The sequence below is a fragment of the Tenacibaculum sp. TB-56 genome (assembly GCF_059716275.2).
Genome location: NZ_CM201367.1, coordinates 2,056,429 through 2,069,308 on the forward strand (window position 1 = coordinate 2,056,429; position 12,880 = coordinate 2,069,308).

At 30.6% G+C, this 12,880-nt stretch carries 14 protein-coding genes and 1 pseudogene; 8 read left to right on the forward strand and 7 right to left on the reverse strand.

Features of this window, described 5'->3' with window-relative positions:
* The first annotated feature begins 88 nt into the window (after nucleotides 1–88).
* From AC3VI6_RS09975 to ftsY, 6 genes and pseudogenes are all read left to right on the forward strand, one after another.
* Nucleotides 89–697 carry a fumarylacetoacetate hydrolase family protein gene (locus AC3VI6_RS09975; RefSeq protein ID WP_497706058.1) on the forward strand — a complete coding sequence of 203 codons (609 nt, stop codon included), beginning with the start codon at nucleotides 89–91 and terminating at the stop codon, nucleotides 695–697.
* A gap of 41 nt (nucleotides 698–738) precedes the next feature.
* Nucleotides 739–1,983: pseudogene (locus AC3VI6_RS09980) on the forward strand (competence/damage-inducible protein A).
* A gap of 165 nt (nucleotides 1,984–2,148) precedes the next feature.
* Complete coding sequence (gene rpmB, locus AC3VI6_RS09985) at nucleotides 2,149–2,388, forward strand: 50S ribosomal protein L28 (protein WP_028893013.1); 240 nt, start codon at nucleotides 2,149–2,151, stop codon at nucleotides 2,386–2,388.
* A 28-nt stretch (nucleotides 2,389–2,416) separates the two neighbouring features.
* On the forward strand, nucleotides 2,417–2,599 hold the full coding sequence (gene rpmG, locus AC3VI6_RS09990; RefSeq protein ID WP_013868805.1) for a 50S ribosomal protein L33: 183 nt from the start codon (nucleotides 2,417–2,419) through the stop codon (nucleotides 2,597–2,599).
* Nucleotides 2,600–2,626: 27 nt separating this feature from the next.
* The gene (locus tag AC3VI6_RS09995; RefSeq protein ID WP_081728324.1) at nucleotides 2,627–2,779 is read left to right on the forward strand and encodes a DUF4295 domain-containing protein; all 153 of its coding nucleotides are present in this window, start codon (nucleotides 2,627–2,629) and stop codon (nucleotides 2,777–2,779) included.
* Between the two features lie 261 nt (nucleotides 2,780–3,040).
* On the forward strand, nucleotides 3,041–3,994 hold the full coding sequence (gene ftsY / locus AC3VI6_RS10000) for a signal recognition particle-docking protein FtsY (RefSeq protein WP_497706059.1): 954 nt from the start codon (nucleotides 3,041–3,043) through the stop codon (nucleotides 3,992–3,994).
* Between the two features lie 107 nt (nucleotides 3,995–4,101).
* On the opposite strand, the gene AC3VI6_RS10005 is transcribed toward ftsY, so the two are convergent.
* On the reverse strand, nucleotides 4,102–4,425 hold the full coding sequence (locus AC3VI6_RS10005) for an HNH endonuclease (RefSeq protein ID WP_435254487.1): 324 nt from the start codon (nucleotides 4,423–4,425) through the stop codon (nucleotides 4,102–4,104).
* A 221-nt stretch (nucleotides 4,426–4,646) separates the two neighbouring features.
* Between AC3VI6_RS10005 and rimO the strand changes: the two genes are divergently transcribed.
* On the forward strand, nucleotides 4,647–5,999 hold the full coding sequence (gene rimO, locus AC3VI6_RS10010) for a 30S ribosomal protein S12 methylthiotransferase RimO (protein WP_497706060.1): 1,353 nt from the start codon (nucleotides 4,647–4,649) through the stop codon (nucleotides 5,997–5,999).
* 112 nt (nucleotides 6,000–6,111) lie between these two features.
* Nucleotides 6,112–6,870: a Dph6-related ATP pyrophosphatase gene (locus AC3VI6_RS10015; RefSeq protein WP_497706061.1), complete on the forward strand. Its 759-nt coding sequence runs from the start codon at nucleotides 6,112–6,114 to the stop codon at nucleotides 6,868–6,870.
* Here the strand turns inward: AC3VI6_RS10015 and AC3VI6_RS10020 are convergent.
* The 6 genes from AC3VI6_RS10020 to AC3VI6_RS10045 form a co-directional block, all read right to left on the reverse strand.
* On the reverse strand, nucleotides 6,859–7,242 hold the full coding sequence (locus tag AC3VI6_RS10020) for a DUF6122 family protein (protein ID WP_497706062.1): 384 nt from the start codon (nucleotides 7,240–7,242) through the stop codon (nucleotides 6,859–6,861). The two genes, AC3VI6_RS10015 and AC3VI6_RS10020, sit on opposite strands and share 12 nt — an antisense overlap.
* 146 nt (nucleotides 7,243–7,388) lie before the next feature.
* On the reverse strand, nucleotides 7,389–7,634 hold the full coding sequence (locus AC3VI6_RS10025) for a hypothetical protein (RefSeq protein WP_497706063.1): 246 nt from the start codon (nucleotides 7,632–7,634) through the stop codon (nucleotides 7,389–7,391).
* 23 nt (nucleotides 7,635–7,657) lie between these two features.
* Nucleotides 7,658–8,221: a hypothetical protein gene (locus AC3VI6_RS10030; protein ID WP_497706064.1), complete on the reverse strand. Its 564-nt coding sequence runs from the start codon at nucleotides 8,219–8,221 to the stop codon at nucleotides 7,658–7,660.
* Nucleotides 8,222–8,276: 55 nt separating this feature from the next.
* Nucleotides 8,277–11,237: a sensor histidine kinase gene (locus AC3VI6_RS10035; RefSeq protein ID WP_497706065.1), complete on the reverse strand. Its 2,961-nt coding sequence runs from the start codon at nucleotides 11,235–11,237 to the stop codon at nucleotides 8,277–8,279.
* A gap of 22 nt (nucleotides 11,238–11,259) precedes the next feature.
* A complete protein-coding gene (locus tag AC3VI6_RS10040) occupies nucleotides 11,260–12,015 on the reverse strand; it encodes a LytR/AlgR family response regulator transcription factor (RefSeq protein WP_497706066.1) in 756 nt (251 codons plus the stop codon).
* A gap of 100 nt (nucleotides 12,016–12,115) precedes the next feature.
* Nucleotides 12,116–12,880 (reverse strand): TIGR02757 family protein, encoded by a 765-nt coding sequence (locus AC3VI6_RS10045; RefSeq protein WP_497706067.1) that lies wholly within the window; start codon nucleotides 12,878–12,880, stop codon nucleotides 12,116–12,118.

Genomic DNA, 12,880 nt, shown 5'->3' on the forward strand with positions numbered 1-12,880 from the left:
AACCCTCCCAAAGGGAGGGAGTTAGTTTGAGTAAATTATAAAAATAAAAGAGTATTATTTTTCCCTTTGGGGAAATTAAAAGGGGCTTATGAAAATAATTTGTATTGGTCGCAATTATGCAAAACATATAGAAGAATTAGCGAATGAAAAACCAGAAAACCCTGTAGTTTTCTTAAAACCAGATTCGGCTATTCTTCCAAAGAAAATGCCATTTTTTATCCCACCATTTTCAAATGATGTACATTATGAGGTAGAAGTATTGGTAAAAATAAACAAAGTAGGAAAACATATTTCTCCAAAATTTGCTCATAAATATTACGATACTGTCGGATTAGGAATCGACTTTACTGCACGAGATGTACAAGCAGAGTGTAAAGAAAAAGGGTTGCCATGGGAAAAGGCGAAAGCTTTTGATGGCAGTGCCATTGTTGGAGAGTTTTATCCGAAAGAAGAGTTTGATTTAGAAAATATTTCTTTTCAGTTGCTAAAGAATGATGAGGTGGTTCAAGATGGAAACACGTCTAGTATGTTATGGAAGATTGATGAGTTGGTAAGTTATGTATCGCAGTATTTCACCTTAAAAAAAGGAGATATTATTTTTACAGGTACCCCAGCAGGTGTTGGTAAAGTAGTAGAAAACGACATATTAACAGGAACTATTGAAGGAAAACAAGCTTTTCAAATTAAAGTAAAATAAAATATCCCGCTTCGGCGGGATTCTTTTTTAGAGATAACTAAATGAATGCAGAAATTATAACGATAGGAGATGAGATTCTTATCGGACAAATAGTGGATACTAATTCACAATGGATTGGTCAGGAACTCAATAAAATTGGAGTTTCGGTTTATCAAATATCTTCTATACAAGATGAAAAAAAGCACATACTCAATGCATTGAAAGAAGCAGAAAGTAGGGCAGATATTGTAATTATTACTGGAGGGTTATGACCTACCAAAGATGATATAACTAAAAAAACAATTGCTGAATATTTTCAAGATGAAAAGGTTGTTGAATATCCAGAGGTAATCAACCATATTAAACATTTATTCAAGAAGGTCAATCATCCATTTAATAAAGTTCAGCAATATCAAGCACAGCTTCCTTCTAAAGCCACTTTATTAATGAATCGTTTGGGAACTGCACCTGGGATGTGGTTTTATGAAAATAATACGGTTTTTGTATCGCTACCAGGAGTTCCGTACGAAATGAAAGGATTGATGAAAGAAGAAGTATTACCAAGACTTCAATCAACTTTTAAGTTACCTTTTATTTTGCATAGAACCATTATGACGGCAGGTACAGGTGAAACCATTATTGCTGAAAGAATTTCTGAATGGGAAGATAATTTACCTGATTTTATAAAACTAGCCTATTTACCATCTTTTGGTAGTGTTCGTTTGCGTTTGTCAGCAAAAGGAAATGATAAAGAATTACTAACCCAAGAGATGGAGAAGCAAGTTGCAACGCTGTATACTCTCATTCCAGAAATTATTGTTGGCGATGATAATGAAACTTCATTAGAAAAAGAAGTAGGGAAGTTGCTGCAACAATACGGAAAAACAGTTTCAACTGCTGAAAGTTTGACAGGAGGAAAAATTGCATCCACTATGGTTTCTGTTTCTGGAGCTTCCAATTATTTTATGGGCGGATTTGTAACCTATACTGCAGATTTAAAAGAGCAACTATTAGGTGTTTCAAAAGAAACAATTGATGAGTTTACTGTAGTAAGTAAAGAGGTTGCTGAAGCAATGGCAAAAGGATGTTTAGGTAAATTAAAAACGGATTATGCCATAGCAGTTACAGGAAATGCAGGACCAACTACCGATCATAATGATAAGAGTGTAGGCTTGGTGTATATTGCCATTGCTAGTAAAAACGGAGTAGAAGTGCAAGAGTTTAACTTTGGGCAACCTAGAGAAAAAGTAATCAATAGAACGGTAACTAAATCTTTAGAACTTTTACAGTCAATCATATTAAAATAATTAGTATTTTTGCCGCCGTTACGCTTCCAAATAGGTTAGATGCTGAACCTAAGTTTTGAATGGATTAAAATAATTTAAAATTTAATCGAGAATATTTTTGTGCAATAAATTAAATTGCATAAATTTGCACCTCGTTTAGAAATAACACTAAAAACTGTCAAGAAGATGTCTAGAGTTTGTGAATTAACAGGAAAAAAAGCGATGGTAGGTAACAATGTATCTCACGCTTTAAATAGAACTAAAAGAAGATTTAACGCTAATTTAATGACTAAGCGTTTTTATATTCCAGAAGAAGATAAATGGATTACTTTAAAAGTATCTGCTTCTGCATTAAAAAATATTAATAAAAAAGGAATCTCTGCGGTTATCAAAGAAGCAAGAGCTAACGGTTTCTTAACTAAATAATTCCTTACTTAGATAAAATTTTAGAGAGATGGCAAAAAAAGGAAACAGAGTTCAAGTAATTTTAGAATGTACTGAGCACAAAGCATCTGGGCAACCAGGAACTTCTCGTTATATTACAACAAAGAACAAAAAGAACACTCCTGATAGAATGGAAATAAAGAAATTTAATCCAATCTTAAAGAAGATGACAGTTCATAAAGAAATTAAATAATTAGCTACGGCGTAAACTTTAATTAAAATGGCAAAGAAATCAGTAGCAACGTTACAAACAGGTTCGAAAAGATTAACCAAAGCTATCAAAATGGTGAAGTCTCCAAAATCAGGAGCTTACACTTTTGTTGAAGCTATTATGGATCCAACACAAGTAAACGACTTTTTTGCAAAAAAGTAATTCTTGTATACAGTTTAAAGAAAAGCTACTTTCATTAGAGAGTAGCTTTTTTTATATTTACAAATTAGTACTCTGTGTGTAGTTAAAAATTTGGGCGTTACCCTAAAGGGTCGGGCTTTCGGCAGTCGCTTCCCGAAGCATCGGGAGAGCTCCAACAAATGCCTCAATCCCTAACGCAAGAGTAACCGTTTAATGACAATTTGACCGTATCAATAAAATGGTATAGTTTTTAACCTATAGTAGCGATTATAAAATTTAACAATGAGTTTTTTTAAGAAAATCTTCTCAAAAGAGAAAAAAGAAACCTTAGATAAGGGATTAGAAAAAACCAAATCAAGTTTTTTCTCTAAATTATCAAAAGCAGTTGCAGGAAAAACAAAGGTAGATGATGATGTGTTAGATAATTTAGAAGAAGTACTCGTGTCGTCTGATGTAGGAGTAGAAACAACTTTAAAAATTATTGATAGAATTGAAGAAAGAGTATCTCGTGATAAGTATTTGGGTACCGATGAGTTAAACCAAATTCTACGTGAAGAAATTGCAGGTTTATTATCAGAAACAAATACAGGTGATGAAACAGATTTTACGATTCCAGCAAACACGAAACCTTATGTGTTAATGGTGGTTGGAGTAAACGGAGTAGGAAAAACCACAACAATTGGTAAACTAGCGTCACAATTTAAAAAGAAAGGGTTAAAAGTGGTTTTAGGAGCTGCAGATACGTTTAGAGCTGCTGCGATTGATCAATTACAAGTTTGGGCAGATAGAACAGATGTGCCAATTGTACGTCAAGAAATGGGCTCTGATCCAGCTTCTGTAGCTTTCGATACGGTACAGTCTGGAGTTAATCAAGATGCAGATGTAATTATTATTGATACAGCTGGACGTTTACATAATAAAGTTAACTTAATGAATGAGTTGACAAAGATTAAGCGAGTTATGCAAAAAGTAGTACCAGATGCACCACATGATGTATTGCTTGTCTTAGATGGTTCAACAGGACAAAATGCTTTTGAACAAGCGAAACAATTTACGAAAGCAACAGAAGTAACTTCGTTAGCAGTAACTAAATTAGATGGTACCGCAAAAGGAGGAGTGGTAATTGGTATTTCAGATCAATTTCAAATTCCTGTAAAATATATTGGAGTAGGAGAAGGTATCGATGATTTACAGGTGTTCAATAAACACGAATTTGTAGATTCGTTTTTTAAATAGAAAGTGTCATTCCTACGTAGGTAGGAATCTTAGTGTAAAATATAACTCCCAAATTGGGAGTTTTTTTATGTTTATTTTTACAAGGTGGGTATAGTAGAGTATAGTTTTTATTTAAACTCAGGAGGGTTTTTAATAGCTTCTTTTACAACCGAAGCTACAGAATCTTTAGTAATTCCTTTGTTTTTACAATAATCACTATTCAGCCAATCTTCTAATAATTTAGCCCCTTTACTTGCATTACAAGACATACAACAGAGGGCAATATTGTTGGCCTTATTTATTCTAATGTCGTTTACTATATGTTCCCAAGATTGTTTTGTTTTTCTTGAGTTGTCGTTGTTAGAAAATGTTACTCCACAATAAACACAAGACTTATCTCTTGATAGTACTAAATTTTCTACTTCAATTGGAATTCCCCATTTATTCCCCATATCAATTTTTTATAAAATTTTTTTATTAACCTTCTACATTTAATTAGTTTCATACCTCTTATTAAGCACAATGTTTAAGATAGCTGTCACTTCAAATAATTAAATTGTATAATAACGAAGTTCAATAAAAATATGTTAAGAATCAAACTAATTTTAAGGATTTAAACTACCTAAAAACCTGAATTAAAGCGTATATTTGCACTCCGAATTTTTTTTACAATATGCGTACTAAAACAACAAAACAAAACAAAATCAATGTAGTTACTTTAGGTTGCTCAAAAAACGTTTACGATAGTGAAGTGTTAATGGGGCAGTTAAAAGCCAATGGTAAAGAGGTGGTTCATGAAGATGAAAATGACGAAGGAAATATTGTAGTAATCAATACTTGTGGTTTTATTGGTAAAGCTAAAGAAGAAAGTGTAGAGACTATTTTACACTACGCACAAAAGAAAGAAGAAGGTGAAGTTGATAAAGTATTTGTTACTGGTTGTTTAAGTGAGCGTTACAAACCAGATTTAGAAGCTGAAATTACCAATGTAGATCAGTATTTTGGCACACACGATTTACCAAACTTGTTAAAAGTTTTAGAAGCAGATTATAAGCATGAGTTAATAGGAGAACGTTTAACAACGACTCCAGACCATTATGCGTATTTAAAAATTGCGGAAGGTTGCGATCGACCATGTTCTTTTTGTGCGATTCCGTTAATGCGTGGTAAACATGTTTCTACTCCAATTGAAGATTTGGTTACTGAAGCAACCAAGTTGGCAGAAAAAGGGATTAAAGAAATCATGCTAATTGCGCAAGATTTAACTTATTACGGGTTAGATATCTATAAAAAACGTGCCTTAGCAGATTTACTAAAAGAATTGGTGAAAGTTGACGGAATTGAGTGGATTCGTTTGCATTATGCCTTTCCAACTGGTTTTCCGATGGATGTGCTAGAAGTGATGAAGAACGAACCAAAGGTTTGTAATTATTTAGATATTCCGTTACAGCATATCGATACCGAGATTTTAAAATCGATGAAGCGTGGTACGACACACGAAAAAACAACAGCATTGATTCATAAATTCCGGGAGGCGGTTCCTGATATGGCCATTCGTACAACGTTAATTGTTGGATATCCAGGAGAAACTGAAGAACAATTCCAAGAATTGAAAGATTGGGTAGAGGAGATGCGTTTCGAACGTTTAGGAGCTTTTGAATATTCACACGAAGAAAATACCGGAGCGTATGTTTTAGAAGACGATGTGCCTGCTGATGTAAAGTTCAGACGTGTGAACGAAATCATGGAAGTACAATCGCAAATTTCTTGGGAATTGAATCAAGAGAAAATAGGAAAGACTTTTAAATGCTTGTTTGATAGAAAAGATGGTGAGTATTACTACGGACGTACCGAATTTGACTCGCCAGATGTAGATAATGACGTAATTGTTGATGCTCGTGAGTATTATATAAAGCTTGGAGAATTTATTGATATCGAGATTTTTGATGCAGGAGACTTTGATTTACATGGAAAGCCTGTGGTAAAACAAGAAAGACCAGTTCCTTTAAATCAGAAGAGAAAATAGTTTGGGGTGTAGGCTTCAGGCGGTATGCTATAAGCTTTTGGTTTTTTTGAGTTTGAATAATGATAAAAATTTAACATTCCAATAATCTAAGTATCTAATCATCTAAGGTATAATGAAAAAAGCCTATTTTAACTGGAGTTCAGGAAAAGACTCATCATTAGCATTATATAAAATTGTACAACAAAATGAATACGATGTACAAAAGTTGATTACGAATGTAAATCAAGATTATCAGCGTGTTTCAATGCATGGTTTACATGAGGATTTACTGGATGCACAGGCAGAAAGTATTGGAATTCCATTAGAAAAAATATATTTTCCTGCTGAAGTTACGATGGATTTGTACAATCAAAAGATGAAGGAGAAAACTGCTGAGTTAAAAGAAGCTGGACTTGTAAATGGTATTTTTGGTGATATTTTTTTAGAAGATTTAAGAGCTTATCGTGATTCGAAGCTACAAGAGGTTGGAATTACTGGTGTTTACCCACTTTGGAAACAAGATACAAAAGAATTACTTAGTGAGTTTTTAGATTTAGACTTTAAAACGATTACTGTTTGTGTTAATGCTAAATTATTAGGTGAAGAGTTTGTAGGAAGAATTATTGATGAAGATTTTATCAATGAGCTACCTGATGGAGTTGATGTTTGTGGAGAGAATGGAGAGTTTCATACCTTTTGTTATGATGGTCCTATTTTTAAGAAACCTGTGCAGTTTGAAATAGGAGAGAAGGTATTGAAATCGTATACGTTACATAAAAACGATGATGACAATTGTTATCAAGATTCAAAGAAAACCAACAAATCAGAAGAAACTACTATTAAAAACTATGATAGAAGTTTTTGGTATTGTGATTTACAGTTAAAAAAATAAATTACTTACTGTTTTTAGTAATTCTTTAGCAGGCGCATTTTCTAAACAAGAATTACACGCATTGTACATAAACAAGCAATCGATAAAATCGGTTAACATATGTAGTAGTAGTCCTAAACCAATAATGTTATAGGGTCTTTTAAAAAAGAGCAATACAATATAGAAAACAATTGCATAGTAGGAGTGGAGTACATGAAAACCAAAACTACATCGATTGGGATCAAATATAGGGCTTGCTAATAAGTGATCTAGATCTACCAGCATAGTTGCTAGTAGTATTACAGTAACTTTTTTCCAATCTTTTCTAAAAAAGAAGAAAGCGATTAAAACAGGAAAACCGAAATGTAAAAAGTAATGAATAAATGTCTGCATTTACTTACAAAAGTAAACTACTTTCTTATTCTAAAATAAAAAAAGCACATGGATTATGTGCTTTTTTTGCTCGCTTAAAGAAACAAGTACTCCGTTTTGAAGATATTTATAAAATGGATATAAAATGTTAGTACTTGTTTTGGTTTTTAAGCCTGTGGTTGTAGAATAATTACCTTTTGTTTATTATCTACTTGTTTCTCATTCTCCTTTTCAATATTGTTTTTTAAAGACTTTATTGTTGTTGTTTGATATTTATAACCATTAAAGTTTTTTGTGATTTCTACTTTTTCTAACCAATAAAAATAGCCTTGGTGAATAATAGGTAAGAATAAAAATTTAACTTTTTTATTTCGCCTAACCCTTGTTGCTCTTTTTTTTAATTTTAACTTCATTATGTAGGGGGTGTAAAGATTATCTATAGCTTATAGACTAGTTTTAATTGAAAATCAATAGGTAAACCTGTAGTGGCAAACCAACCTGTACTTTCTACTGCTCTATACAAGTCTGGATAATCTTCTTCTAAATAATCTTCTTCGTAGTCATTAGTATAGTTAGGGCTAGAGTAAAAATGTAAGCCTAATAGAGTTTCAATACCTAATTTATCACTAAACATATACTTCCAACCATAAGCAGCACCTAAACCTATTGTAGACCATCTCGATGTAGAAGTTGAATATTCGTCTTCTTCCAAAACAGATAAATTACCATATCCTATTTTTCCTTGTAAAAAGAAACCTTCTTCTACATTACTTTTTTTGGAGTAAAGACGTCCAAAAACCTCTAATTTTGGTCCTGTCCAATTCACAAAATAATAGGTTAATTGCCCACCAACAGTAACACGGTCTTTAATTTGTTGTTCATATTGTAGTCTAGCTTTTGCGTTTATTGGACCAACTGTTCCAGATATACTTTTATAATCTTGTGCATTAATTGATACTACAAAAAGAAGTAGTATTGTTGAGAGGATAATTTTTTTCATTGTTAAAGTTTAAAAGTTTCAACAAAGAAAACACAACTATAAACATAATTTTTAGTTAATTATTTAACGTGTAAATTTTTAATGTAATCGTAACGATTGTTCCTTTTAAAGGAATTGAAACGGTTGAGAATGAATTAGAAGAAGAATGATCTAACAATTGTAATCGTTCTTCGATTAATTTGGTTCCTTTAGACTGTTTGTTAGAATTGTTATAGTCAACTCCTTTTCCGTTATCAATCACTTCACAAACTAAAGAACCATTATTTTGAGTAAAGTTTATAGTTAGTTTTGGGTTTTTAGAGTTGCTGTCAAAAGCATGTTTAAAAACATTTTCTATAATTGGTTGTAGTAGCATAGGAGGTACCCCAATCGTATCTATAGCCAAGTCATCAGCTGTTATTGTAGTGGTTACTTCGGTTTCCAAACGTAACTTTTCAAGCTCTATATAGGTTTTTAAGTAGCTTATTTCTTCAGCTAAGCTTATGTATTGTAAAGATGAATTATGAAGTGTTTTTCTTATTAGTTTTGAAAACTCTCCCATATATTTTAATGAATTATCAATATCATTATCTATAATAAAATTCTGAATTGAATTCATAGCATTGAAAATAAAATGAGGATTCATTTGACTTTGTAGCGCCTCCATCTTAGTTTCTGAAACTCGTTTTAAAATATCTTGTTTAAGTAATTCTTCTTTCTTTATACGATTAATTTTAAACCTATAAAGTATATAACCTCCTAAAAATAGTACAATAGGAATTAAGCTAATAAACCACCAAGTTTTCCAAAAAGGAGGAGTAATAGTTATGCTTAGTAATTTACTGCTGTAAGTTTTTCCGTTACTATAGTCTTTAATTTCTCCAGTAATATTATAATCACCATTGTTTAAGTGGTTTAATTGAACTGTGTTTTCACTACTCCACTGACTCCATTCATCACTAGCTATTTTATATCGATATTTTAATTTATTAGGGAGTGGATGGTTGTTAATGTTAAAGGAAAAAGAAACAGTATTTTGTTTATAAGGTAGTTTTATAGATTTTTTGGTGTATTGAAACCAATTATAGTTTGATGATGGTATGTCTTTGTAATTTACTTTAATGTTTGAAATACTAAAGTCATAAGGTTTTATATTAAAATTATTAATAATAGTTTTTAAATCAATTTTATAGTAACCTTTGTCAGTTCCTATTAATAAATTATCGTTGGAGATTATTGCTGAAGAAAAAAGCTTATTTGTTATTCCTTGTTCTTCATCTAAGAAAATAACTGAATTATCTCTGTATAAATTAATTCCTTTTTCAGTACCAATAATTAAATATTCTTTATACGATTTTAAGAAAAGTATGGTGTTTCCTATAATCTCACTATTTTCAATTTTATTTACAACTTCAAAATAATCATCCGTTTTAATAAAGAAAACTTCACCTTTTGAATTGCTGATAATTAATTGATTGTTGTTATTAACAGCTGAATAAATTAGCTCTTTCTCTTTCCAAATATTGTTTTTTAAGAGTGATTTAAATTCACCGTTATGATACTGATACAAGCCTGAAAGTCTAGAAAGGAAAAACAAGTTATTATTTACTTCAATGATTGAAGTAACATCTCTTGGATTATTACTATTTTCAAGTTCAAATTCAGAATGTTTGATATTATTTTCTATATCATTTAATAAGTAAACTTTAGAATAGGGAGTTTGAAAAAAAGCATTATTTTTTGAGGTAAAATAAAAAGTACTAGTATAAAAGGGGAAATAACTCTCTACGGTATTATTTTTAGCTATTTTAAATAACCCAATAGTTGTATTTACCCAAATAGTATTATCTATTTTTTTAAGGCTTTTAAATTCTAAATCTTCAAGATTGTTGTTTTTAAAACGAGCAAAACTAAAGCCTTCTTTTAGAGTTAATTTCTCATCATCAAAAAAAAGCTGATATTTTGAATAGAAGTCTTTAGAAGGGATATACATGTAAGTGTTCCCTTTAATATGTAATCCGTCTTCAGACAAATAGTACTCTGTGTTTTCTGTAACTTCAATATCAATAATATTTTTTATTTGATTATACAGCGTAACTTTTTTTGTTAAATCTACTTTAAAAAGTCCTTTATCTAAAGTTCCAATAAATAAAACATTGTTATTTGAGTCGTACTCTAAAGACCATTGTTTTGTGCTTTGCACATTGAATGTCGAATTGAGTATTTCAGCAGCATTATTATTTAAATTAAATAAACCACCTGAAGGGTAATTAATACCATCGGCAACTCCATAAATATTTTGATTTCTGTCAGAAACAAAATTCCAAAAAACGCTGTTACCAAATTCGTTTAAAGGCTTGCTATCATTGATGTAATTTCTAATATTATATTTTTTGATGGATTTATCTTTGTAAAAAAATCCATCAAAACTGACTAGTATTAAATCTTTGTTTTTAAATATTGAAAAAACAGAATCATAATTATGATGTAAAAAAACTAATTGATTTTTTTCTTCATTATACTTCCATAATCCGTCTCTGTAGGTTTGAATATAAACACTTTTTTCAAACTCAAAAAAACCCATAACTTGGAACTTCAAATCGTTGTTGATTACAGGATTAGTAATTTCTTTACTGTTAATATCTATAACCGATAATCCGCTTTTGGTTCCTATAAAAACCTTTTGATTGTGATAAAATATCTTACGGATATAATTGTTTACCAAACCCTTCGAGGTATTGTAAACAGAGAAGTTGTTTCCATCATAAAATGTTACACCACCACCGTAACTACCAAACCATAAATTATGATTAGCGTCTTCTTCAATAGCCCAACAATTATTATAAGCTAAACCATCTTCTTCATAAAAATTAGTAATCTTGTTATTCCTTATTTTTGAAACACCTGCACCAGTACCAACCCACAAAATGCCTCTGCTATCTTTTTTTATTGAAAAAACACTGTTATTAGGTAATCCGTTTAAAGTGCTAAAATTAGTAGACGAGAAGGTTTGAGAAAACGTTAATTGAATAGACAAAAAACAAATAAAAAGGAAAAGCTTATTTTTTAGGAAGTATCGCATTTAAAAAACTTTCTTTTTTTCTTGAAGCAAGAGGTAATTGTTCTCCATTATTTAATTCAACATATAAATCTACAGATTTATTAAATCGTACAACGTGGTTTAAATTTACTAAATAGGATTTATGAATTCGATGAAAACTTGTTTTAGGTAGTAATTCCTCAATATATTTTAGTGTTTTTGATAAAATTATTTTTTTACCATTTATAAAGGTTACTGAACTATAATTGCTATCAGCTTGACAATATAAAATTTGATTAGGGTTTATAATTTCATACCCAGATTCAGTAGGTAAAGCTATTTTATTAAAGTTGCTATCACCAGAGTCTATTTGGTTTAAAATTATTTTTAAATTATCTTGTTTAGTATTTTTTTCTAAACGTTGTTTATAGCGTTTTATGGTTTCTAATAAATCAATATAATTTATTGGTTTAAGAAGATAATCAAGCGCGTTTTCTTTTATAGCTTTTATGGCATATTCAGAATAAGCGGTGGTAAAAATAACATCAAAACTTCTACTTTTCATTTCTTTTAATAGCTCGAAACCATTTTTATTAGGCATTTCTACATCTAAAAAAATTAGTTCGGGTTCGTTTTTTTCAATAGAAACAATAGCTTTATCAACGCTTTCACATTTATCAAGTACTAAGAATTCATTAGGTAAATATCTATTTAATAATTTTTCTAAAAATTCTCTAGCATTATGTTCATCATCAATAATAATTGTCTTTATCATAACGGTAAATTTATTTTTATAATAAGTGAAAAAGAGTATGAATTAGTAAACGTATTAAAAAATTGTTTTAAAGTAGCATAATTGCTCTTTATTAACTCACTTAAAACTTTTCAAAAACTCCTAAACCAAATAAGGCAAAATCATATTTAACAGGGTCTTTAGCGTCAAAATCTCTTAAAGTAAGGTCTAGTTCTTGAATTGCTTTCCAATCATTTTGTTTTCGAGTAAGAATTCCAAGTTTTCGAGCAATATTTCCTGTGTGAACATCTAACGGACAATGTAAATGAGCTGGTGAGTGGGTTTTCCAAATTCCTAAGTCGACACCAGTTGTATTATCTCGAACCATCCAACGTAAAAACATATTTATTCGTTTTGAAGCTGATCCTTTTAACGGATCAGAAACATGCTTTAATGTTCTTGATTGATGTGGGATTTCAAAAAAGACTTGTTTAAAATTATGAATAGCATGTTGGTAATTATCAGCGTTGTTTTTTGGTTGTAAAACAGCTTCTAATCCACCATGATTTTGATAGATGTTTTTTAACGATTGAACAAAAAACTTAAAATCATCGGCATTAAATGTTCTGTGTACAAATCCGTCAAAATTAGCAAGATCTTCTTCTGAATGATTCATGATAAAATCGTACGGAGAATTCCCCATTAAATCCATCATTTTATGGGAGTTGTTAATAATCATTTTACGATTTCCCCAAGCAATGGTTGCTGCTAAAAAACCAGCAATTTCAATATCTTCTTTTACTGAAAATTGATGCGGAATTTGAATAGGATCACTATCAATAAAATCAGGATTATTATATTGTATAATCTTTTCGTCTAAAAATTCTTTGAGTTCCGTTTTGTTCAT

What these genes read in the sequence shown, in the direction of transcription:
- AC3VI6_RS09975 (WP_497706058.1), top strand. Translation starts at nt 89, where the DNA reads ATGAAAATAATTTGTATTGGTCGCAATTATGCAAAACATATAGAAGAA.
- rpmB (WP_028893013.1), top strand. Translation starts at nt 2,149, where the DNA reads ATGTCTAGAGTTTGTGAATTAACAGGAAAAAAAGCGATGGTAGGTAAC.
- rpmG (WP_013868805.1), top strand. Translation starts at nt 2,417, where the DNA reads ATGGCAAAAAAAGGAAACAGAGTTCAAGTAATTTTAGAATGTACTGAG.
- AC3VI6_RS09995 (WP_081728324.1), top strand. Translation starts at nt 2,627, where the DNA reads ATGGCAAAGAAATCAGTAGCAACGTTACAAACAGGTTCGAAAAGATTA.
- ftsY (WP_497706059.1), top strand. Translation starts at nt 3,041, where the DNA reads ATGAGTTTTTTTAAGAAAATCTTCTCAAAAGAGAAAAAAGAAACCTTA.
- AC3VI6_RS10005 (WP_435254487.1), bottom strand. Translation starts at nt 4,425, where the DNA reads ATGGGGAATAAATGGGGAATTCCAATTGAAGTAGAAAATTTAGTACTA.
- rimO (WP_497706060.1), top strand. Translation starts at nt 4,647, where the DNA reads ATGCGTACTAAAACAACAAAACAAAACAAAATCAATGTAGTTACTTTA.
- AC3VI6_RS10015 (WP_497706061.1), top strand. Translation starts at nt 6,112, where the DNA reads ATGAAAAAAGCCTATTTTAACTGGAGTTCAGGAAAAGACTCATCATTA.
- AC3VI6_RS10020 (WP_497706062.1), bottom strand. Translation starts at nt 7,242, where the DNA reads ATGCAGACATTTATTCATTACTTTTTACATTTCGGTTTTCCTGTTTTA.
- AC3VI6_RS10025 (WP_497706063.1), bottom strand. Translation starts at nt 7,634, where the DNA reads ATGAAGTTAAAATTAAAAAAAAGAGCAACAAGGGTTAGGCGAAATAAA.
- AC3VI6_RS10030 (WP_497706064.1), bottom strand. Translation starts at nt 8,221, where the DNA reads ATGAAAAAAATTATCCTCTCAACAATACTACTTCTTTTTGTAGTATCA.
- AC3VI6_RS10040 (WP_497706066.1), bottom strand. Translation starts at nt 12,015, where the DNA reads ATGATAAAGACAATTATTATTGATGATGAACATAATGCTAGAGAATTT.
- AC3VI6_RS10045 (WP_497706067.1), bottom strand. Translation starts at nt 12,880, where the DNA reads ATGAACAAAACGGAACTCAAAGAATTTTTAGACGAAAAGATTATACAA.